This is a genomic window from Clostridium sp. chh4-2 (assembly GCF_002899675.1).
In the GTDB taxonomy this organism is placed as follows: domain Bacteria; phylum Bacillota; class Clostridia; order Lachnospirales; family Lachnospiraceae; genus CHH4-2.
The window spans coordinates 26,997-50,094 of sequence record NZ_PKUU01000026.1; the positions used below are offsets into that span (position 1 = coordinate 26,997).

The 23,098-nt window shown below is 46.1% G+C and carries 20 protein-coding genes; 15 read left to right on the forward strand and 5 right to left on the reverse strand.

Annotation, left to right across the window (positions count from 1 at the left end; translation table 11 throughout):
* Window positions 1-286: 286 nt before the first annotated feature.
* The 3 genes from C0033_RS22040 to prfH all read left to right on the forward strand — a co-directional run bounded on the left by C0033_RS22040 (window position 287) and on the right by prfH (window position 3,652).
* Window positions 287-1,477 (forward strand): iron-containing alcohol dehydrogenase, encoded by a 1,191-nt coding sequence (locus C0033_RS22040; protein ID WP_103230083.1) that lies wholly within the window; start codon window positions 287-289, stop codon window positions 1,475-1,477.
* 455 nt (window positions 1,478-1,932) lie between these two features.
* On the forward strand, window positions 1,933-3,048 hold the full coding sequence (locus C0033_RS22045) for an RtcB family protein (protein WP_103230084.1): 1,116 nt from the start codon (window positions 1,933-1,935) through the stop codon (window positions 3,046-3,048).
* 13 nt (window positions 3,049-3,061) lie between these two features.
* Complete coding sequence (gene prfH, locus C0033_RS22050) at window positions 3,062-3,652, forward strand: peptide chain release factor H (protein WP_103230085.1); 591 nt, start codon at window positions 3,062-3,064, stop codon at window positions 3,650-3,652.
* 48 nt (window positions 3,653-3,700) lie between these two features.
* Here prfH and C0033_RS22055 read toward each other — a convergent pair whose 3' ends face one another.
* Window positions 3,701-4,588 (reverse strand): LysR family transcriptional regulator, encoded by an 888-nt coding sequence (locus C0033_RS22055; protein WP_103230086.1) that lies wholly within the window; start codon window positions 4,586-4,588, stop codon window positions 3,701-3,703.
* 173 nt (window positions 4,589-4,761) lie between these two features.
* Here C0033_RS22055 and C0033_RS22060 point away from each other — a divergent pair, with 173 nt between their 5' ends.
* Window positions 4,762-6,504 carry an ABC transporter ATP-binding protein gene (locus tag C0033_RS22060; RefSeq protein WP_103230087.1) on the forward strand — a complete coding sequence of 581 codons (1,743 nt, stop codon included), beginning with the start codon at window positions 4,762-4,764 and terminating at the stop codon, window positions 6,502-6,504.
* A gap of 60 nt (window positions 6,505-6,564) precedes the next feature.
* Window positions 6,565-8,454 carry an ABC transporter ATP-binding protein gene (locus C0033_RS22065; RefSeq protein ID WP_103230088.1) on the forward strand — a complete coding sequence of 630 codons (1,890 nt, stop codon included), beginning with the start codon at window positions 6,565-6,567 and terminating at the stop codon, window positions 8,452-8,454.
* On the opposite strand, the gene C0033_RS22070 is transcribed toward C0033_RS22065, so the two are convergent.
* Window positions 8,451-9,113 carry a GntR family transcriptional regulator gene (locus tag C0033_RS22070; protein WP_103230146.1) on the reverse strand — a complete coding sequence of 221 codons (663 nt, stop codon included), beginning with the start codon at window positions 9,111-9,113 and terminating at the stop codon, window positions 8,451-8,453. The genes C0033_RS22065 and C0033_RS22070 overlap by 4 nt on opposite strands.
* Window positions 9,114-9,354: 241 nt before the next feature.
* Between C0033_RS22070 and C0033_RS22075 the strand changes: the two genes are divergently transcribed.
* The 3 genes from C0033_RS22075 to C0033_RS22085 all read left to right on the forward strand — a co-directional run bounded on the left by C0033_RS22075 (window position 9,355) and on the right by C0033_RS22085 (window position 13,427).
* A complete protein-coding gene (locus tag C0033_RS22075; RefSeq protein WP_103230089.1) occupies window positions 9,355-10,380 on the forward strand; it encodes a zinc-binding alcohol dehydrogenase family protein in 1,026 nt (341 codons plus the stop codon).
* A 109-nt stretch (window positions 10,381-10,489) separates the two neighbouring features.
* On the forward strand, window positions 10,490-11,818 hold the full coding sequence (locus C0033_RS22080; RefSeq protein WP_103230090.1) for a tagaturonate reductase: 1,329 nt from the start codon (window positions 10,490-10,492) through the stop codon (window positions 11,816-11,818).
* Between the two features lie 124 nt (window positions 11,819-11,942).
* The gene (locus C0033_RS22085) at window positions 11,943-13,427 is read left to right on the forward strand and encodes an altronate dehydratase family protein (protein WP_103230091.1); all 1,485 of its coding nucleotides are present in this window, start codon (window positions 11,943-11,945) and stop codon (window positions 13,425-13,427) included.
* A gap of 100 nt (window positions 13,428-13,527) precedes the next feature.
* On the opposite strand, the gene C0033_RS22090 is transcribed toward C0033_RS22085, so the two are convergent.
* The 3 genes from C0033_RS22090 to C0033_RS22100 form a co-directional block, all read right to left on the reverse strand.
* Complete coding sequence (locus C0033_RS22090; protein WP_103230092.1) at window positions 13,528-14,052, reverse strand: hypothetical protein; 525 nt, start codon at window positions 14,050-14,052, stop codon at window positions 13,528-13,530.
* A gap of 211 nt (window positions 14,053-14,263) precedes the next feature.
* The gene (locus C0033_RS22095) at window positions 14,264-15,601 is read right to left on the reverse strand and encodes a D-alanyl-D-alanine carboxypeptidase family protein (protein WP_103230093.1); all 1,338 of its coding nucleotides are present in this window, start codon (window positions 15,599-15,601) and stop codon (window positions 14,264-14,266) included.
* 73 nt (window positions 15,602-15,674) lie between these two features.
* Window positions 15,675-15,956 (reverse strand): helix-turn-helix transcriptional regulator, encoded by a 282-nt coding sequence (locus C0033_RS22100; RefSeq protein ID WP_103230094.1) that lies wholly within the window; start codon window positions 15,954-15,956, stop codon window positions 15,675-15,677.
* 212 nt (window positions 15,957-16,168) lie between these two features.
* On the opposite strand from C0033_RS22100, the gene C0033_RS22105 reads away from it, so the two are divergent.
* The 7 genes from C0033_RS22105 (at window position 16,169) to nrdG (ending at window position 23,096) form a co-directional block, all read left to right on the forward strand.
* The gene (locus tag C0033_RS22105) at window positions 16,169-16,924 is read left to right on the forward strand and encodes a DUF6062 family protein (RefSeq protein WP_103230095.1); all 756 of its coding nucleotides are present in this window, start codon (window positions 16,169-16,171) and stop codon (window positions 16,922-16,924) included.
* Between the two features lie 143 nt (window positions 16,925-17,067).
* Window positions 17,068-17,661 (forward strand): rubrerythrin, encoded by a 594-nt coding sequence (gene rbr / locus C0033_RS22110; protein WP_103230096.1) that lies wholly within the window; start codon window positions 17,068-17,070, stop codon window positions 17,659-17,661.
* Between the two features lie 93 nt (window positions 17,662-17,754).
* Window positions 17,755-18,648: a metallophosphoesterase gene (locus tag C0033_RS22115; RefSeq protein ID WP_347501207.1), complete on the forward strand. Its 894-nt coding sequence runs from the start codon at window positions 17,755-17,757 to the stop codon at window positions 18,646-18,648.
* Window positions 18,649-18,781: 133 nt separating this feature from the next.
* Window positions 18,782-19,579 (forward strand): segregation/condensation protein A, encoded by a 798-nt coding sequence (locus C0033_RS22120; RefSeq protein WP_103230148.1) that lies wholly within the window; start codon window positions 18,782-18,784, stop codon window positions 19,577-19,579.
* Window positions 19,580-19,588: 9 nt separating this feature from the next.
* Complete coding sequence (gene scpB, locus C0033_RS22125; protein WP_103230097.1) at window positions 19,589-20,227, forward strand: SMC-Scp complex subunit ScpB; 639 nt, start codon at window positions 19,589-19,591, stop codon at window positions 20,225-20,227.
* 221 nt (window positions 20,228-20,448) lie between these two features.
* Entirely contained in the window at window positions 20,449-22,602 is a 2,154-nt protein-coding gene (gene nrdD / locus C0033_RS22130) for an anaerobic ribonucleoside-triphosphate reductase (protein ID WP_242984575.1), read from the forward strand.
* A 2-nt stretch (window positions 22,603-22,604) separates the two neighbouring features.
* Window positions 22,605-23,096, forward strand: coding sequence for an anaerobic ribonucleoside-triphosphate reductase activating protein (gene nrdG / locus C0033_RS22135; RefSeq protein WP_103230098.1), 492 nt, complete (start codon window positions 22,605-22,607; stop codon window positions 23,094-23,096).
* The last annotated feature ends 2 nt before the right edge of the window (window positions 23,097-23,098 follow it).

Sequence of the window (23,098 nt, forward strand, 5' to 3'; positions counted from 1 at the left end):
TTCGGCATAGGAAAAGGATACATATCAGTAATTATATACTGATATGTATCCTTTTATATTACTATTTTTGTGGAAATGTTGGTACAATAATAACGAAGATTGATATAAAATTATCATAATTGTTCAGTACCTTCACAATTATGAGCAGAAATCCATGCGAAATCGCTTTCGGCGATGGGATTTCTGCCTGTATTCCACGTTATATTACGGTCAGCGCAGTAAATGCGCAGACCTACTGAACAGTTACAAATTATCATAATTATATATACATAAAGGAGGCATTATAATGGCTAGATTCACATTACCAAGAGATTTATATCATGGAAAAGGCGCGATTGATGAACTGAAGAACTTAAAAGGCGAAAAAGCCATCGTTGTAGTTGGAGGCGGCTCCATGAAACGTTTTGGTTTTCTTGATAAAGTTGTAACAAACTTAAAGGAAGCCGGAATGGAAGTAAAATTATTTGAAGGCGTAGAGCCTGATCCAAGTGTGGAGACCGTTATGAAAGGCGCAGACGCCATGAGGGAATTCGGGCCCGACTGGATTGTGGCTATCGGAGGAGGTTCTCCAATCGACGCGGCCAAAGCGATGTGGGCATTTTATGAATACCCGGATACCACATTCGAGGAACTGTGCATTCCGTTTAACTTCCCGACCCTTCGTACAAAGGCAAAATTCTGTGCGATTCCTTCCACTTCCGGTACGGCAACTGAAGTTACCGCATTCAGCGTTATCACCGATTACCAGAAGGGAATTAAATACCCGCTGGCAGACTTTAACATCACTCCGGACGTTGCCATCGTGGACCCGGATCTGGCGGAAACCATGCCTGCAAAATTAACCGCACATACCGGCATGGATGCGATGACCCATGCGATTGAAGCATATGTGTCCACATTAAACAGCGATTATACAGACCCATTGGCACTTCACGCAATTAAGATGGTTCACACCTTCCTGATCGATTCCTATAATGGGGACATGAGCGCAAGAGACAGAATGCATAACGCACAGTGTCTGGCGGGAATGGCATTTTCCAACGCTCTTTTGGGAATCGTTCATTCCATGGCTCATAAAACGGGCGCGGCTTACAGCGGCGGCCATATCGTTCACGGATGCGCCAATGCGATGTACCTTCCAAAGGTTATTAAATTCAATGCAAAAGAAAAGGCTGCGGCAGAACGTTATGCGGATATTGCCAGATTTATCGGCTTAAAAGGTGAGACTACAGATGAATTGGTGGATGCCCTGATCGCAGAGCTTCGTTCCATGAATGAGAAGCTGAACATTCCGGCCTGCATTAAAGAATATGAAGGCGGAATCATCGATGAAGCGGAATTTAACAGCAAATTAAAATCAGTTGCTGAACTGGCAGTTGGCGATGCATGTACAGGCTCCAATCCGCGCCAGATCACACCGGCAGAGATGGAAAAACTGCTGACCTGCTGTTACTATGATACGGAAGTTGATTTTTAATTGGTTTTAAGGGGAGAGTACTAAGGATAATGAGATCCGGAGAAAATGGGCTTAAACGCCTGTTTTTCTTCGGATCTTTTATAATAGGGGCTTTGGTTTATCCAAATGTCTGGTGAGATAATTTCAGGGTTGACGTTTTTTTATTCAGACGTTACAATTACAAAGTAACCCATAAATTATCAGGATTCCCAATGGAATCACAGGAAAGGAGGACAACGATATGAGATGCGTAAACAGTTTGAACAATTATGAAGGTAACAGGTGGAATCCGGGTTGTCCTGTCCGTGAATTCAGATAGGATCATAAAAACAGTTTTAAACGAATCTTTTCGTTTATCTCTTCCCGGTACTTCTGCTTGGTTAGGAAAACATGGCAGGGTACTATTTTTGTACCCAAAATTCAGGAAAATATGAAAGAATGCCGTTATTTATTCAAAACGGCAGATTAGAGGGTATATGAAAGAGATAAAAGGAGTCTATACATCAGCCGTCATCTTTACCGATGATATCGAAGACTATGCAGCTGCACAGATTAAGAATATCTGTGACAATCCCATTTTTAAAGACAGCAAAATCAGAATTATGCCGGACGTACATCCGGGGAAATATTGTACGGTGGGCACGTCAATGACCATAAAAGACAGGGTGATTCCCTATCTGGTGGGGGTGGACATCGGATGCGGCATGACCTGCGTTCATTTGAAAAATAAGAATATAGAGCTTCAGAAGCTGGACGCGGTGATCGCAAAGCGGGTGCCGTCCGGAATGAAAATACGCGGAGAGGCGCACCGTTTTGCCGAAGAGGCAGAACTTGACCTGCTGTACTGCAAAAAAGCCGTGCGGAAGGAAAAGGCGCTGTTAAGCCTGGGAACCCTTGGCGGAGGAAATCATTTTATTGAATTAGACAGGGCAGAGGACGGTACCTATTATCTGGTAATCCATTCAGGAAGCCGCCATCTGGGGGTGGAAACTGCTGAGTATTATCAGAAAGCGGCGTCCTTATGGTGCAGGGAGCATCAGGAAGAGCTGCCTTTTTCCTCGGCCTATGTGGAAGGGGAACTGTTTGACCAGTATCTTCACGATATGGAGATTGTGCAGAAGTTTGCGGCCCTGAACCGGGCGTGTATTGCGGATGAGATCATGAAAGGGATGAAATGGAAGGAACTGGAACGGTTTGATACGGTGCACAATTACATTTCCACTTCAAAAGGTACTCATATGCTGAGAAAAGGCGCCGTATCGGCAGGAAAGGGAGAAGATATTCTGATTCCGGTCAATATGAAAGAGGGAGCTCTCATCTGCGTGGGAAAAGGCAGTCAGGAATGGAATGAGTCGGCGCCCCACGGTTCCGGCCGGATTGCCAGCCGGACCGAGGCGCAAAATTCCCACACGGTCTCAGAATTTAAAAAGGAGATGAAGGGCATCTTCTGTTCCGTAATCGGGAAAGGAACTCTGGACGAGGCGCCGTTTGCCTACCGTACCATGGAAAAGATTCAAAGTAAGATTGGCGATACCGTGGAGATAAATGAGATCATACGGCCTGTCTATAATTTTAAAGCCGGAGCGGAATGAGGAGGAAAATCAGATGATCATACAATTGAGTTCAGGCCAGGGGCCGGCAGAATGTGAGCTGGCGGTCAGCCTGCTGTTTCAGTCCCTTGTGGGGGAATACCCGGATCTGAAAGCGGTCAGCATGAAAGAAGGAAGCAAAGCGGGAACGTATTCTTCCATTATCGCCGAGACGGAGCAGGATTTGTCCCGGCTGGAGGGCAGCGTGCAGTGGATCTGCCGCAGCCCTTACCGGCCGGAGCACAAGAGGAAAAACTGGTTTGTGGATATCAGCGTGATTCCGGAGTGTGAACAGACAAAACGGGAGGCGGAAATCCGGTTTGAACGGTTCCACTGCGGCGGAAAAGGCGGCCAGAATGTGAATAAGGTGGAAACAGGGGTTCGCCTGATCCATATTCCCACCGGAATCACGGTCACGTCCGTGGAAGAGAGAAGCCAGTATATGAATAAGAAGCGGGCCATGGAAAAACTGGAGCTGGAGCTTCAAAAGCTGGAACGCCAGGCCAGGGAAAGACAGGAAAATGCGGCATGGAAGGAGCACAGCCGGATTGTCAGAGGGCAGGCGGTGAGAGTGTATGAGGGGATGGGATTTAAGCTGAAAAAATAAGGGGAATTTTGTACAGTCTTGTAAAGCCGGCGGCTTTTTGCCGTAGTTTTACAAGACTGTTTTTTCTGCCATCTCATCAGCCAAAGCAAGAAAGGTCTTTAACACATCCGTCCGTCTGTTGGGTTTGTAGTGAATTCCGTAGGATAAAGAGGTTTGGTCTTTAAGCGGCAGATAACAGATATCAGGATCGCGAAGCGGCCGGATATCCGGCAGCATCGTTATGCCAAGCCCTGATTTAACAAGGGTTAATGCGCTTTCGAAATTTTCACAGAAGTAGAGGTCGGAAGGCATATGGCAGAGCGCAAACGGTTTCTGAAGATCAAATAGAATGGAGGAAATTTTATGGGGTTCTAAAAGAATCATTTTCTGGCTCTGAAGGGTCTCTTTGCTGATAAAGGGATCAGAAGCATGGGCATGGCCTTTGGGCAGAGCACAGATGATCTCGGCTTTATAAAGCTCATGGTAAGAGGAAGATTTGCTTCTTTTTTCTTCTTTATAATCAAACATTACATCCAATGATTCATTTTCCAGCAGATTTTCCAGGGCGCGGATGGGAACCGTGCGCAGGACCGGGTGGACGTTCGGGTGCTTTTCCGTCAGCCCTTTTAAAAGCTCAGGCAGCAGCGCCAATTCGGTTACGCTGTGACAGCCAATGTTAAAATGCGTAAATGAAGCGGCCTGCCGGAAAGAGAAACGGGCTTTTGCCAGATTTACGGATTGCAGAATCGTTCTGGCATCATTTAAAAAATTTATCCCTTCCTGGGTCAGTTCTACCGACCGGGTGGTACGGCGGAAGAATTTTACGTTGAATTCATTCTCTAAAGAGTTGATCTGATGGGTTACCGCAGGCTGCGTGATATGAAGATCCTCTGAAGCACGGGCAAAATTCAGGTGTTCGGCCACCGCTAAAAAACATTCTAATTGTGTGGTATTCATCACATACCTCCTGGATTAATAAAAGATATTTATTAATAATAACATCTTTTGATTTCACAATCAACGGATAATGAAGTAAATTATTCGTTAGTGAATCATTTATCACAGCAAAAAGAGAAGGGGAAACGATTAAATTAAATTTAGCAGAAGAGCACAGGAGGAATCAAAAAATTATGCTGAAAACGATCTTGAAACAGATAAAGCAATATAAAAAAGCATCAATCCTGACGCCGGTATTCACGGCCTTGGAGGTGGTGATGGAAGTATTGATTCCATTTATCACCGCATCCATTATCGATAAAGGCATTGAAGCCGGAGATGTAAAAAAAGTTTATTTTTATGGAGGCGTCATGCTGGTTCTGGCCATGTTCAGTCTGGGATTTGGCGTGCTTGCGGGCAAATATGCGGCTGAAGCCTCATCCGGTCTGGCCTGCAATTTAAGAGACGGCATGTATGAAAATATCCAGACATTCTCATTTTCAAATATTGATAAATTCAGTACGGCCGGATTGGTTACGCGCATGACAACAGATGTGACAAACCTGCAGAACGCATTTCAGATGATATTAAGGGTGGCGGTGAGAGCGCCTCTCATGTTGGTGTGCAGCATGACAATGTGTTTTTTCATCAATGTGAAGCTGAGCCTGATCTTCATTGCCGCCATTCTTTTTCTTGCGGCGGCGCTGCTGATTATTATGAAGAAAACCACAAAAATCTTCGATGTGGTATTTAAAAAGTATGATGATTTAAATGCCAGCGTTCAGGAGAATGTTTCAGCAATCCGGGTGGTGAAAGCATATGTGAGAGAAGATTACGAAAATGAAAAATTCACCTCGGCCGCCCAGAACCTTTACCAGCTGTTTGTTAAGGCGGAAGGAATTCTGGCGTTTAACAATCCGGTCATGATGCTGGCAATCTACGGCTGCGTGACTGCTCTTTCCTGGTTTGGAGCCCATTTTATCATCGGCGGAATCATGACTACAGGAGAGCTTACCTCCATGTTTTCTTATATTATGGGAATCATGATGTCTCTCATGATGCTTTCCATGATTTTCGTCATGGTAACCATGAGCGCTGCCAGCTGCCGCAGAATTGCGCAAGTGTTAGATGAGGAGGCAGATATTACCAATCCGGAAAATCCGGTGAAACAGGTTCCCGACGGAAGAATCGATTTTAATCACGCTACATTTTCCTACCGGAAGGGAAAAGGAAAAGAATCTATCCGGGAGATCGATCTCCATATTAAATCCGGCGAAACCATAGGGATTATAGGCGGTACGGGGAGCGGAAAAACAAGCCTGGTAAATCTGGTCTGCCGTCTTTATGATGTGACGTGCGGAGCCGTAGAAGTAGGGGGAATTGATGTCCGCCGATACGATGTGGAAGCGCTGCGGAACCAGGTCGCAGTAGTCCTACAGAAAAATGAGCTGTTTTCCGGCACCATTTTGGAAAACTTGAGATGGGGAAATGAAAATGCCACAAAAGAAGAATGTATAAATGCCTGCCGTCAGGCCTGCGCAGACGAATTCATAGCCGGTTTTCCGGACGGTTATGACACTTATATCGAGCAGGGAGGCGCTAACGTATCAGGCGGTCAAAAGCAGAGAATCTGCATTGCCAGGGCATTGTTAAAGAACCCCAAAATTCTGATCCTGGACGATTCCACCAGTGCGGTGGACACCGCCACAGACGCCAGAATCCGCAGATCATTTGCGGACAGCATACCCGGAACCACGAAACTGATCATTGCCCAAAGGATTTCCAGCGTACAGGACGCGGACCGCATTATCGTGCTGGAGAGCGGCAGAGTAAATGGATTCGATACTCATGAAAATCTGCTGAAACAGAATGCGATCTACCGGGAAATCTACGAAACCCAGATGAGAGGCAACGGTGATTTTGACCAGGCGTCTTAGAATTAATAAGAATAAGAATGCTGGGCACAAGAAAAATGCGCACAGCGGAACGGAGAAAAAATGACTGAAAATATAAATACAAACAGAGAAATGGCAAAGACCATGGGACGTGTGCTTTTAACCATTTTCCGCGGATATAAAGGCTCCTGTATTGTGGTACTGTTCGGCATATTCGGCTCTGCGGCCGCCACTTTAAATGGATTGACTTTTATGCAGCGTCTGATCGACGATTACATTCTGCCTCTGACAGGAACCCCCTCCCCTGATTTTTCAGGTCTTGCCCTGGCGCTCGGAAAAATGATTCTTATTTTCCTGGCCGGAATTTTATGTTCTTATGGCTATAACCGTATTATGGTAAATGTCAGTCAAGGTACTTTACGAAATCTGAGAGAAGAACTTTTCACCCATATGGAATCTTTGCCAATCAAATATTTCGATACCCATGCCCATGGCGATATCATGTCCGTCTATACCAATGATGTGGATACTCTGAGACAGCTGATCAGCCAAAGCATACCCCAAACGGTGAACTCTCTGTTTACGCTCATCACCGTCCTGGCCGGAATGCTGATGATGAACGTGCCGCTGACCATCGCGGCCCTGTGTATGGCGGCGGTGATGCTGGCAGCAACTGCGGGTATCGGCGGTAAGTCGTCAGCCCATTTTAAGAAACAGCAGAAACAGCTGGGAACTGTAAATGGATACATTGAAGAAATGATGGCCGGACAAAAGGTGGTAAAGGTCTTCTGCCATGAAGAAAAGAGCCTGGAGGAATTCAGAAAGATCAATGACGAACTGAGAGAAAGTTCCTATCATGCCAATAAATTCGCCAATATTATGATGCCGATTAACGGAAACCTTGGAAATATCAGCTATGTGTTATGTGCGATTGCGGGAGCGGTACTGGCGTTAAATGGATCTGCAGGGCTCACGTTAGGCGCGCTGGTTTCATTTCTCAGCTTAAATAAGAATTTTACCCAGCCTATCACCCAAGTCAGCCAACAGATGAATGTCATCGTCATGGCAATGGCAGGGGCTAAACGGGTTTTCTCACTTCTGGACGAAGTGCCGGAATATGATGACGGCTATGTGGAACTAGTAAACGTCAGAGAAAATCAGGACGGAAAATTGGAAGAGTCAGCAGAGCGTACCGGAATTTGGGCATGGAAACATCCACATAAAGCGGAAGGAACGGTTACTTATACGAAGCTGGAAGGGGATGTGGTGTTCAATGACGTAGATTTCGGATATGACGAATCTAAGATTGTGCTTCACAATATTAAACTGTTTGCAACGCCAGGACAGAAAATCGCATTTGTCGGAAGTACAGGAGCCGGTAAAACAACGATCACCAATTTGATCAACCGTTTCTATGATATCCAGGACGGAAAGATCCGGTATGACGGAATTAACATTAACAAGATCAGAAAATCAGATCTGCGCCGTTCTTTGGGCATGGTTTTACAGGATACCCATCTGTTTACAGGTACGGTAATGGACAATATCCGTTACGGACGCTTGGAGGCTACGGACGCCCAGTGCATCCAAGCTGCTAAACTGGCCAATGCAGATGATTTTATAACACGGCTTCCCGACGGCTACCAGACAATGCTGTCCGGTGACGGAGGTAATTTAAGCCAGGGGCAGAGACAGTTGCTGTCCATTGCAAGAGCCGCAGTAGCTGATCCGCCGGTACTGATTTTGGATGAGGCCACCTCCTCCATCGATACGAGAACGGAAACCCTGGTACAGAAAGGCATGGACCGCTTGATGAGGGGAAGAACCACATTCGTGATTGCCCACCGTCTTTCCACAATTCGCAATGCGGACTGCATCATGGTACTGGAACAGGGACGGATTATCGAGAGGGGAAACCACGAGCAGCTGATGGAGGAAAAAGGAAAGTACTATCAGCTATATACCGGGAATTTTAAAGTAAATCTTTATTAAATCCCCATCATGCTGTCAAAAGCCAGTTTAAAAGTAGCCTTTTTTGACTCTTCCAGATGAAACGCCATCCGCTCCGCCGCCGCCGGCCAATCCTTCTGCAGACATGCCGTGATAATCTCATTATGTTCTCTGAACGTATCCTCCAGCCGGTTATTGGAGATATTCCCGGTCATGAAACGGAATCGTTCGCTTTGAGTCTGAATCAAATCGTAATTCTGCCTCATATAGATGTTGGGACAGGCGTCAATGACCATCTGGTGAAATGCGGAGTCCAGCTCATAATAATAATCATTGTTCTGAAACTGCTCGCTTTCCGCATTGGGATGGGAGAAGATGCGGTAGAATTCCGTCAGTTTTTCGTCACTCAGCGTGGTTCCGTAATGTTCGATAATATATGGTTCATACATACAGCGGATTTCAAAGATCATGTTGATATCCTTCATGCTGAGGGGCGTCACGGTAATTCCACGTTTCGCCTTGATTTCAACCAGGCCTTCCTGCTCTAAGCGGCCCAGCGCATCCCGGATGGGGGTGCGGCTTATATTCAATTCATCGGTAAGCGTCTCCTCATTTAAAAACATGCCGGGAGCGTATTCACAGGTGATAATTTTATTCTTGATGCTGTTATAGGCAAGGGTTTTTAAATTTACTTTGCTCATGTATACATAACAACCTTTCTTTATCTGCATTTCAATTTATCTTATCATATTCATAAACAGGAATCAAGCTTGTTCTGGAATGAGGCAACATCAATAATTGTCATTTTTAAACAAAAAAATGAAGAGTTAATCAGTAATTTACACAAAAAATGCATTTTATATAAAAATACTATTGACTAACGGTACCTATAAAAGTATACTTTAATGTATACAACAAAGAATACAAGGAAAGGCGGTCATTATGAAAGCTGTTTATATTAACGCACCCGGCGAAGTGGAGATAAAAGACATAGAGATGCCGGTGAGAAAAGAGGGAGAAGCACTTTTAAAGGTCCTGTACGGAGGAATCTGCGGAAGCGATTTAGGATCTTATAAAGGAACCTTCGCATATTTTGACTATCCAAGAATTCCGGGTCATGAGTTTTCTGCTGAGATCGTGGAGATCGGAGAGAACAGCCAGGGCTTAAAGCCGGGAATGGTTGTAACCTGCAATCCTTATTTTAACTGCGGACACTGCTATTCCTGCAGCCATGGAATTGTCAATGCATGTATGGACAATCAGACCATGGGATGTCAGAGAGACGGAGCGTTCTGCGAATACATCACCATGCCGGTGGAACGCATTTATGATGGCAAAGGCCTGGACCCTAAGGTTTTGGCAGCCATTGAACCGTTCTGCATCAGCTATCACGGAGTCAGCAGAGCAGAAGTGAAAGAAGGCGACCGGGTGCTGGTTGTAGGAGCCGGAACCATCGGAGTTCTGGCGGCGATTGCGGCAAAGGCAAAGGGCGCGGAAGTTTACATGTCGGATGTTGCCCAGGGTAAACTGGAGATGGCTCAGGCATTTGGCATCGACGGAATCATTCTTAATTCATCACCGGAAGCATTTGACGCTGAAGTTGCTAAGATCACCGGGGGCAATGGTTTCGATGTTACCATTGAAGCGGTAGGCCTTCCTTCCACCTTCCAGAACTGCATTGATGCGGCCTGCTTCGGAGGAAGAATGGTGCTGATCGGAGTCGGCAAGAAGAACCTGGATTTCAACTTCACATTAATTCAGAAGAAGGAACTGAACGTATACGGTTCCAGAAATGCATTAAAGAAAGACTTTATCGAACTGATCGACCTCGTAAAGGCAGGAAAAGCGCCTCTTGAGAAGATCATCACCAACACATATAAATTTGACGATGTTGCGGATGCATTTAAGGATTTTGCAAATAATCCTGGAGATATGCTGAAAGTCTGCATAGATTTCAGCGAAATTTAAAAACATAAACGTAACTGTTCAGAGGGCAGATCATGCAAGAAGTTGCCCTCTTGAATAAATTGCATATAAACAATATCAAGTGCCGAAAACGGCGGAATGGAGATTAATAATGAAAGAAACAGTAATTCAGTTTGGCGAAGGCGGATTTTTACGCGGATTTGTAGATTATTTCTTTAAAAAATTAAAAGACAAAGATTTATTTGACGGTTCCGTAGTGATCGTTCAGCCAATCGAAAAAGGCATGTGTGAGATGCTGGAAAAGCAGAACTGCGAATACAACCTGTTTTTAAGAGGAATTGACAACGGAGAAGTGATCGACGAGCATACACATATCGACGTAATTTCCAGATGTGTGAACCCATACAGCGATTTTGACAGCTATATGAAGCTGGCTGAGAACCCGGATTTCCGTTTCATCGTTTCCAACACAACAGAAGCAGGAATCGAATTCGTTCCAACCAACAAATTCGAAGACGCTCCGGCGAAATCATTCCCCGGAAAACTGACACAGCTGTTATACAAGAGATATAAACTGGGCTTAAAAGGCTTTATCGTACTTTCCTGTGAATTAATCGACCACAACGGGGAAGAATTAGAAAAATGCTGTTTACAGTATGCTGATTTATGGAATTTAGGCGAAGACTTTAAGACATGGCTGAAATCTGAAAATGATTTCTGCTCCACATTGGTTGACCGTATCGTTACTGGCTTCCCAAGAGACGAGCATGAAGCTCTCTGCGAGAGAATCGGTGAGCAGGACAATATGATGGATACTGCTGAGATCTTCCACCTTTGGGTAATCCAGGGAGATCACGAAGACGAGCTTCCTCTTCAGAAAGCAGGCTTTAATGTGATCTGGACCGATAATGTGGACCCATATAAGAAGAGAAAAGTGAGAATCTTAAACGGCGCTCACACATCCATGGTTTTAGGCGCTCATCTCTATGGCTTAGAGACCGTAGGCGAATGCCTGAAGGACGAAAAAGTGTCCGCTCTTCTTAAAAAATGCATTTTTGAAGAGATCATCCCAACTATCGGGGATACGGAAGATAACCGTAAATTCGGCGCAGCCGTGTTAGAGCGTTTCTCTAACCCATTTATCAAACATATGCTGCTTTCCATCGCTCTGAACTCTGTTTCCAAGTTCAAAGCCAGAGTGCTTCCTACAATTTTAGAGTACAAAGAGCAGTACGGAACATACCCACAGGCTCTTACCTTCTCACTGGCAGCTCTGATCGCATTCTACAGAACCGATGCTGCAAATGACGGAGAAGATATCATGGAATTCATGAAGACAGCTTCTGTTGCCGACATTCTGGCAAAAGAAGAATATTGGGGAGAGGATTTAAGCGCCCTTCTTCCGGATGTTCAGAAATGGTATGACTGCATTACAACAGAAGGTATGTCCAAAGCATACGACGCTATTTTAGCAGTTTAATCATTCGATGATAAAGGGAAAGGCCGCACTGCGGCCTTTTCATTTTTAAACCCGCCGGGGTACTGAACCGTTACGGCAGATTGAAAGCCGTCAGGCCGGTAATCCGGAGAAATGAGAGGAAATTATGCAGGATTTTATTAAGATCAATAAAGAAGATAAGGTGGCGGTGGCCTTAAAACCGCTGGAAAAAGGAAGCTGTCTGAATGTGGACGGGCAGAAGATAACCCTGTTGGAGGACATTCCACAGGGACATAAATTCGCCCTCTGCGATATGAAAGCAGGAGAGCCGGTAATCAAATACGGTGCCTGCATCGGAAATGCCAAGGAAGACATCGCCGCAGGCGCATGGATTCATGTTCACAATATTAAAACATCTCTCGGAGATGTGCTGGATTATGAATATAAACCGGTAAAATTCGGTGAGATGAGCGGTAAGCCGGCCACATTTAAAGGATATAAAAGACCGGATGGAACGGTTGGAGTGCGCAATGAGCTGTGGATTCTTCCCACAGTAGGCTGTGTAAATTCCGTGGCGAAAGCTATCGAACAGGAAGCCAAGAAGAGATTTCCAATTGGAAATGTGGAAGACATCGTGGCATTTGCCCATCCTTACGGATGTTCCCAGATGGGAGATGACCAGGAAAACACCAGAAAAGTATTTGCAGACATCATTCACCATCCCAATGCAGGCGGCGTGCTGGTGCTGGGACTTGGCTGCGAAAACTGCAACATTCCAGTTCTTATGGATTATGTCGGAGAATACGATGAAAACCGTGTTAAATTCCTGCAGTGCCAGGATTTCGAAGACGAGGTGGAAGAAGCGCTTAAAGTGTTGGAAGAACTCTATAATCAGGCAAACCAGTGCGAAAGAGAGGACTGCGACGCGTCCCAGCTCATTATCGGCATGAAATGCGGCGGTTCCGACGGTTTATCGGGAATTACCGCAAACCCTGTGGTAGGAGCGTTTTCCGATCTTCTGATCTCCAGAGGGGGAACCACAATCCTGACCGAAGTTCCGGAGATGTTCGGCGCGGAAACTATATTGATGAACCGCTGTAAAAACCAGGAAATTTTTGAGAAGACGGTTCACCTGATCAACGATTTCAAAAATTATTTCACCAGCCATAACCAGACAATTTATGAAAATCCTTCTCCCGGCAATAAAAAAGGAGGTATTTCCACACTGGAAGACAAGTCTTTAGGCTGCACCCAGAAGTCCGGTTCCGCCCCTGTAGTCGGCGTGCTGGAATATGCGGAACGTGTAAAAGAAAAAGGGTTAAACCTGCTTTCCGCTCCTGGAAATGATCTTGTAGCAGCCACAGGACTGGCGGTTTCAGGCGCCCAGATCGTGCTTTTCACCACCGGAAGAGGAACCCCGTTCGCTTCTCTGGTGCCAACCGTAAAGATCTCATCCAATTCAAAACTGTCAAAATTCAAGGCGGACTGGATTGATTTTAACGCCGGTGAGATGGTGGAAACCAAGACAAAAGAGGAGTTGGCCGAGGAGCTGTTTGACTATGTGATTAAAGTTGCATCCGGAGAAAAGGTGAAGTCGGAAGTGGCGGGATATCACGATATCGCTATCTTTAAGCAGGGCGTGACTTTATAAAAGAGATTAACAAGAGAATATTTTGTTCATGTACCAGCCAATTATCCGGTTTGTGAGGATAATTGGCTGGTTTTGCTGGCTTATTTTCCGGTTAGGCTTCTTATTCCGTAGTAATGCTGGTGATCGCCATCCTGCCGTTGATTTCATTGATGAAGAACACCTGATCTTTGCCTAAAGAGGCTCCTGCGCCGAAGATTTCCAGGGAAGAGGGGTCTGCATCTGCAATGGATTTCAACAGTCCGTCGGAAAAGAATTTATCTCCGTCCAGTTTTAAAAACGCGTCTTTGTCTGCAATCTCTTCTCCGTTCAGGTACAAAGGATAATCACAAAGGGCTGCTAAAGAGTTCAGATCCTTTTTTGCCACCGTATCCTGCACAGTTTCGGCAAATTCCTGGAGTTTGGAAGCATCCATGTTTTCGTTATGGGTTTCTGATTCGTCCGATGGGGAAACCGCGCTTTCTGTTTGAAGTTCCGTTTCCTGCGAAGCAACTGTAGTCTCTGCAGCAGACGAGGCAGACGAGGCGGCCGGGGCAGATGTGTTTGCAGCTGTTTTTGGGGCACAGCCGGCTGCCAGAATTGAGATGGTAAATGCCATAGCGGTGAGTAATACAATTTGTTTTTTCATAATTAAAATCCTCCATTTTTTTCGTTGTACCTCTATTAGGCGCAGCAGGAGGAGAAAAAGTTTCATGATTTTAAGAAAAATTATAGTGATAATCCTCGATTTTTATTTTACGGAAAAGAAAATGTGCAGACAACATATCAAAGCTTGTCTGCACATCCATATCTTTTTTTTTCAACATGTTCCTGAATGATGTAAAATCCTCCATCACAAATCAGTGAATCCAAACTCCCCGTTCATCCAGCTGGTATCCGTCCGGCGTCGTGGTATTTTTCAGCATAATTCCGTCGGCTCCCAGATAGAACCAGAGATCGCCGTCCTGCTGCCAGGTATTGCAGGCCATGGCGCCGCTGGGTTTGAAATAGTACCAGGCGCCGTTATTGTACTGGCGCCATCCGGTAGCCATGTATTGATTGGAATCAAACCAGTATGTAACATTTTCAATCGTCTGCCACTCGTTAGCGGCCTTGGTGCCGTCGGCTTTGATATAATACCATCCCGTCTGATCCTGCTGCCATCCGGTGTTCGTCTGGGCAGTCTGCCCGGGAGCGGACGGGGTGGAATCCAAATCCTGTCCGGGGCCGTTGGTAAGGCTGGTATTGGAAGAGCCGGCGCTGGAAGAACCGCTTCCGGGTGCGTCGGTGCCGGTAATTCCCGGTGCGGTAACTCCCGGTTCTGCAGCCTGAGGCTGCTGGGAGGAAGCTGTCTTCACCTTTGCAAATCCATAATCCAAAAGAGCTTTCGTATCCGCATAGTGGGTGGACTTGCTCTTCATGATAACAACGATCAGCCGGACGCCGTCCTGTTCCACGCAGGTAACCAAAGTATTGCCTGCAAGAGAGGTGTAGCCGGTTTTTCCCCCGATGATGCCGGGATAATATCTGGAATCACTGGTGTATACCATCTTATGTCCCATGGCGATGGTGCGCTCTCCGGCCAGCTTGGTCGCCGGAAATTTATAGGTGGTGGTAGTTGTGATCTGGCAGATGGTGGGATTTTTAAAAGCTTCCCTGGCGATCAGAGCCATATCGTATGGTGTGGTGTAGTGGTTGGAATTGTTGAGCCCGTGGGGATTGGCAAAATTGGTATTGGTACATCCTAAGGCTTTGGCTTTGTTATTCATCATATCAGCGAAATTACTGTTGCTTCCCGCGATGTGTTCTGCCAGGCCATTTCCAATTTCGTTAGCGGATTTTAAGAGAAGGCCGTAAAGACAGTCCTTGACAGAGATCTTGTCCCCTTCCGTGATTTTCAAAGAAACGCTTCCCGCTTCTAAATTGGTGGTGGCGGTGGAGGAAAAAGACACGATATCGGTCAGGCTGCAGTTTTCCAATGTGAGAAGTGCGGTCATCAGCTTGGTGATGCTGGCCGGATAGTACTTGTTATAACCGTTTTTTTCAAACAACACTTCACCGGTGTTGGCGTTTAAGAGGACAGCGCCCTCAGAGGCAACCGTTGGAGCCGAAACAGCGGTTTCTTCTGCATGTACAACAGAACTGCCAATCAGCGTTAAACTCATACATATAATAAGAAAAGACTTCCATTTTTTCATTGGTTTGATCTCCTGTATTTTCAAAATTCTTACACGTTTCTTATTATATCATGAGATTATACGGTTTTGTAATTCATTTCTTTACAGATTTCTTACATTCTTCAGGTTTGCCGGGGACTGGGACCGGCGCAGGCGGTTTCTTTTCTTCTGCGGGCGGATCAGGGAGATATTCCATAATGTCGCTTACCGTACAGTTCAGAATCCCGCATAACACATCAACGGTATGTGTTGATATGTACATATTCTTTTTCAAGCGGCTGACTTGTCCCGGGCTGATTCCATAATACCGGATTAACCGATATTGAGTGATGCGTTTTCGTTTCAATGTTTCCCATAAATTGTCGTAAACAATCATAATTTCGCCTCCTTTATGTTCATTAAACAAACATTATCCACAAATGTATATTAACCATAAATGGATAATATTGGTAATTATATAAATATCAGGGCGAAATACTGATTGACTATTGGTGCAAAATATATGGCGTCTCACAACTTATGCTTGACTTAGCCTTCCGTTAACAGGTATGATGAAAAATATGAGCAATTACGTTGGGAGATAATGGGATGAAAGAAAAATTATATACGATCGAATTAATGGATGCAGTGAAATCAGGGGATGAATGTCCGTTTTGTTATCTGGAACGGAAGCTGGAGCAGGAGGCCATTGAATTTGTGCTCGGTTCCTCTTATATGGAAAGCGATATCCGGGATATGACGGATAAACAGGGCTTTTGCAGGAAACATACGAAGATCATGTTCGATTACGGCAATTCCCTGGGAAATGCTTGGATTTTGAAAAGCAGAATGGAGTATTTGAGAAAGCAGCTGAAAAAGGAGATGGAGGGATTTACGCCGTCCAAACCGTCCTTTTTTGGAAAGATGAAAAAGTCGGATTCCTCCGGCAATGGAATCACCTCCTGGGTCAGGGGGCAGGAAAGCCACTGCTATGTGTGCGGACGGGTGAACGAGACGTACCGGCGCATGCTGGACACCTTTGTCTATCTGGCAAAAAAGGATCATGAATTTTTAGATCTGATCAAGCAGTCCAAGGGCTTTTGCATTCACCATTTTGGAGATTTGATTGAGGTCTGTGAAGAGGGGCTGGGAGAAAAGGAGAAAGGGGAGTGGTTCCCTGTTCTCTTCGAACTGACGGAAAAGAACTTGGAACGTGTCCAGGGCGATATCAATTGGTTTATTGAGAAATACGATTACCGCAACCAGGATGCGGACTGGAAGGATTCCAAAGACGCGGTCCAGAGAACTATGCAGAAGATCGTGGGAGGCTATCCGGCCGATCCGGTATTTAAGAATCAAAAGTAGATAAAGGATGCGGAAAATAAGAAAAACTGGTATAATTTTCAACATGGCGGAGATAGTATATAGAAAATCATGTAACTGTTCATAGGCCATGCAAGAAGATGCCCCCTTTGAATCGTTACATAATCATAACAGGAGGATTTTCTATGGCAGATTTAAGAAACAGCGAGACAGTGAAAAATTTGATGAGGGCGTTTGCCGGTGAGAGCCAGGCGAGAAACCGCTATACATTTGCTGCATCAGCGGCGAAAAAGGAAGGGCTTCCTGTCATCGAAGCCGTGTTCCAGTTTACGGCAGGCCAGGAAAAAGAGCATGCCGAGGTTTACTATAATTATCTGAAGGAACTGACCGGGGACACCATCCATATCGACGGCGGATATCCGGTGGATTTATTTGATAAAACCGTGGATCTATTGAAGGCTGCAAGGCATAACGAATATGAGGAATACGATCCGGTATACCGTACCTTTGGCGACATCGCAAAGGAGGAGGGATTTTCCCAGATTGCAAGCACTTTTTATATGATCGCCGAGATCGAGAAAACCCACGGGGACAGGTTTAACCTGTTTGCAGATCTGATGGAGCAGAACAAGCTGTTCGTATCGGATGTGTCAACCGGCTGGATGTGTTTAAACTGCGGTTATGTATATCAGGGAACCAGCGCGCCGGCTAAATGTCCGGTCTGTAGACACGAGCAGGGATATTTCATCCGCTTGGAACTGGCTCCATACGCAAAATAGGCGGTAATAAGGAAACTGGAAGCCGGATTGCTTCATCCCCGCCTTGTGCCGGAGACGGCGCAGGCAGGGATGGAGGAAGACGGCTGATTTTAATTGATTATAGAAAAGAAAGGAATTGACAGCTTGGGCATGATGATAGCAGGCATACTATGTGCTGTCGGAGCCGTATTGTTTTTGATGCGGTCCGCTTATGAACGAAAGCATTTTGTTACGGAAGAGTTCATAATTGAATCAGAGAAAATTAAATCAGAAAAAACATTTGTATTCCTTTCCGATCTACATAGCAATACATTTGGAAGAAACAATGAGGATCTGATCAGGGCCATCGGCGAGGTTAGGCCGGACGGGATTTTGATCGGCGGCGACATGATGGTGTGCAAGGGAAAGCAGGAAGTGGACACGGCTCTGAATTTGATCTGCAGCCTGGCAGAGCGCTATCCCGTGTACTGCGGCAACGGAAACCATGAATGCAGGATGAACCGGATACGGGACGTCTACGGCGGACAGTATGACGAATACAAGGGACGCCTTTTAAAGGCGGGCGTTCATTATCTGGAAGACGAAACCGTGTATGTGGGAGAGGATATTGCGGTCAGCGCCATCGATATCGGTGAGGAATATTATAAGAAGTTTTTCGTCAGGAAGATGAAGAAAGAGTATCTGACTAAACGGCTGGGAGAAGCGTCAAAGGAGCGGTTTCAGATCCTTTTGGCCCATTCGCCGCTGTACCATAAGACCTATTGTGCGTGGGGGGCAGACCTTTCCCTGGCGGGGCATTTTCACGGAGGAACTATACGGATTCCCCTGCTTGGCGGGGTTATGACGCCCCAGTACCAGTTTTTTATGCCGTGCTGCGCCGGATTTTTTGAGAAAGACGGCCGTTATATGATTGTAAGCCGCGGACTGGGAACCCATTCGATTAATATAAGGATTAATAATAAACCACAAGTGGTAGTAGTGAAACTTTCTAATAAGTCCATATTTTGATGGGATTGATATTTACAGAAAAGGGAAACTCTGCTATACTGGCTTTATGTGAAATGACTGATAATGACATACCAGATAAGACCGACGGTGCCGGAAGATGACACCGTCGATTTTTTCGGGAATTGAGGAAGAAATGAGTATATCTTATAAGCTGGAAAAGTTCGAAGGGCCGCTGGATTTGCTGCTGCATCTGATTGAAAAGAATAAAGTGAGCATCTACGATATACCGATTGTGGAGATTACACAGCAGTATCTGGATTATGTGAGCCAGATGGAGAAAGAGGACTTAAACCTGGTCAGCGAATTTTTGGTGATGGCCGCTACCTTAATCGACATCAAGTCCCGGATGCTTCTGCCGCTTGAGGTGGACGAAGACGGGGAAGAGGAAGATCCGAGAGCGGAACTGGTGGCACGGCTGCTGGAATATAAGATGTACAAGATGATGGCCTTAGAGCTGCAGGAGATGGAGGAAGGGGCGCAGCACATGCTGTATAAACAGCCCACCATTCCGAAGGAAGTTGCCAAATATGAACCTCCGGTGGATTTGGATCAGCTGCTGGGAGATCTGACCCTGGCCCGGTTGAAGGCCATTTTTGAGTCGGTGATGAAGCGGCAGGAAGACAAGATCGATCCTGTGAGAAGCAAGTTCGGCAACATTAAAAAAGAGCCGGTCAGCCTGGAGCAGAAGATCAAGTCTGTGTTAGGCTATGCCAGACAGCACAGGAAGTTCAGCTTCCGTCAGATGCTGGAACAGCAGACGGACAAGCTGGAAGTCGTGGTGTCATTTTTAGCGGTTTTGGAGTTGATGAAGATCGGAAAGATCCATTTGGTTCAGGAACACATTTTTGACGATATGTACATAGAGGCACTGGAACCTGAGGGCGAAGAGGCGGAGCTGGATTTAGAAGGCCTGGATGATTTTGAAGGATAGGATCGTTTTATGGATGAAAAGGTGAAAAAAGAGGGCATTTACCGGAAAGCGGAATGGGAAGCGATTATAGAGGCCGTGTTGTTTACCATGGGCCGTTCCGTGGAACTCAAACAGCTGGCGGTTGCGATTGACCAGGATGAGAACACCGCCAGGGAAGTGGTGGAAAAGCTGGCGGCCAGGTATGAAAAGCAAAAGGGCGGCATGAAGATTATCGAGCTGGAAGAGGCGTTTCAAATGTGCACCAGAGCCGAGTATTATGAGAATCTGATCAGGGTGGCTTCCGCCCCGAAAAAGCAGGTTCTGACGGAAGTGGTGCTGGAAACCCTGTCCATTATTGCATACAAACAGCCGGTGACCAAGATGGAGATTTCCAAGATCAGAGGGGTTACCTCCGATCATGCGGTAAACCGTCTGGTTGAATATGGTTTGGTATACGAAGTCGGAAGGCTGGACGCACCGGGCAGACCGGCTTTATTTGCGACTACCGAGGAGTTTTTACGTAGGTTTGGCGTGGGATCGAAGACCGATCTGCCGACTATGAATCCGGAACAGGAAGAGGAGATCAAGGCGGAGGTTCAGGAGGAGCTGGAATTCCGTTTGGGAGAAAATCAAAATGACCAGCCGCCTGAAAATGAAGCGGATTCATAAAGAAGTTACTGTTCACGGCTCCTGGGGCCTCTGCCGTCTGGTCCGGCTTGGCGCGGCATATACGGCAGAGGACCCAGGAGCCGCGAACAGTAACAGAAAGAACAATTTTAACGAAAAACAGCCTTGACTACACAGGCGGTAAGTGTTACCATTTAGAAGTAGGTCGCACAGCATATAGAGAATATGTGACAAATAAAACACAATATATAGTATTTTGATAAATGGAATTAGGAGGAATGGGATTGGACTGCAACGAGATTAAAGTGGTGAAAAAAGACGGTACGAGGGAGGATTTCAATGTCCAGAAGGTCGTAGTCGCGGTTAATAAGTCGGCAAACAGGGCAATGATTACATTTACCCAGGCGGAGATTAATTTTATCTGTCAGTTTGTAGAAGAGAAAGCGGCAGCGCTGAACGAACGGTATATCCCCATCGCACAGATGCACAATCTGGTGGAAGGAGCGCTTGAAAAGGTTAATCCTCAGGTGGCTAAGAGTTACCGGGATTACCGCAATTACAAGCAGGATTTCGTACAGATGCTGGATGAGGTTTACAAGAAGAGCCAGTCCATCATGTATATCGGCGATAAAGAGAACAGCAATACGGACAGCGCGCTGGTATCCACCAAAAGAAGTCTTATTTTCAACGAGTTAAATAAATCATTATATCAAAAGTTTTTCATGACCGTGGAGGAATTACAGGCCTGCCGCGAAGGATATATCTATATCCACGATATGTCCGCAAGGCGTGATACCATGAACTGCTGCCTGTTCGATGTAAAGAATGTGCTGACAGGCGGATTTGAGATGGGCAACTTATGGTACAATGAGCCTAAGACCCTGGATGTAGCATTTGACGTAATTGGAGATATCGTACTCAGCGCCGCCAGCCAACAGTATGGCGGTTTTACTGTCCCCAATGTGGAAGAGATTCTGGCTCCATACGCTGAGATCTCCTATGAGAAATACATCGATAAATACGAAAGACTGGGACTGAACCATGAAAAGGCCGAATCCGTGGCCTGGGATGATATACAAAGAGACATGGAACAGGGATTCCAGGGCTGGGAGTATAAGTTCAATTCCGTATCCTCAAGCCGCGGCGATTATCCGTTTATCACCATGACGGCGGGAACGGGTACCAGCCGGTTTGCCAAGATGGCAACCATCACCATGCTGAATGTAAGACGGAAAGGCCAGGGAAAGAAAGGATGCAAAAAGCCGGTGCTCTTCCCCAAATTGGTATTTCTCTATGATGAAAAGCTTCATGGACCCGGCGGAGAGCTGGAAGACGTGTTTGAAGCCGGAATTGACTGCTCGTCAAAGACCATGTATCCCGACTGGCTGTCTCTGACAGGAAAGGGCTACATTGCCAGCATGTATAAACAGTACGGCAAGATCATTTCCCCTATGGGCTGCAGGGCGTTCCTTTCCCCGTGGTATGAAAGAGGGGGCATGTATCCGGCCGACGATCAGGATGTGCCTGTATTCGTAGGACGGTTTAACATAGGCGCTGTCAGCCTTCACCTTCCGATGATTCTGGCAAAGGCCAGACAGGAGAGCAGGGATTTCTACGAGGTGCTGGATTATTATCTGGAACTGATCCGCAAGATCCACATCAGAACTTATGCGTATCTGGGCGAGATGAGGGCTTCCACCAATCCGCTGGCTTACTGCGAAGGCGGCTTCTACGGCGGCCATCTGGGGCTTCACGATAAGATTAAACCGCTTCTTAAAACGGCTACCGCATCCTTTGGTATCACCGCATTTAACGAGCTTCAGAGGCTGTACAACGGAAAGTCACTGGCAGAAGACGGACAGTTTGCACTGGAAACACTGGAACACATTAATAAGAAGATCAATGAATTTAAAGAGGCGGATGGCAATCTGTATGCGATCTATGCAACTCCGGCTGAAAACCTGTGCGGACTTCAGGTAAAGCAGTTCCGCAACAAATACGGAATCATTGAAAATGTTTCCGACCGGGAGTATGTGAGCAACGGATTCCACTGCCACGTAACAGAGGATATTACGCCGATTCAGAAACAGGATCTGGAATACCGGTTCTGGGAGCTTAGTAACGGCGGCAAGATCCAGTATGTAAAATACCCGATCGATTACAACAGAGAAGCCATTAAAACCCTGGTCCGCAGGGCGATGGATTACGGTTTCTACGAGGGAGTCAACTTATCCCTGGCCTATTGCGACGACTGCGGGCATCAGGAACTGGATATGGATGTCTGCCCGGTATGCGGAAGCAGGAACCTGACGAAGATTGAGCGTATGAACGGATATCTTTCCTATTCCCGCGTGAAAGGCGATACAAGACTGAATGACGCCAAGATGGCAGAAATAGCAGAGAGGAAATCAATGTAATTATGCGTTACCATAATATAACGAAAGACGACATGCTGAACGGAGATGGTCTGCGGGTGGTTCTGTGGACATCCGGATGCAATCATAATTGTAAAGAGTGCCATAATCCGATTACCTGGGATATCAGAGGGGGAATCCCCTTTGACCAGGCAGCAAAAGACGAACTGTTCGAAGAACTGGAAAAACCGTACGTATCAGGAGTCACGCTGAGCGGAGGAGATCCGCTTCACCCTGACAACAGGGAAGACATAAGCAGTCTGATTGATGAGATCTGCGAACGGTTCCCCAATAAGACCATCTGGCTGTATACCGGTTATGAATGGGAAAGTATCAGCAGTCTTCCATGTATCCGCAAGGTGGATGTGGTGGTAGACGGAGAATTTGTAGTGGCTTTGAAAGACGCGAAGCTGCATTGGAGGGGAAGCTCGAATCAGAGAGTGATCGATGTGCAGAGATCCCTGTTAACAGGAGAAGTTGTTCTCCATGAAAGCTGAAA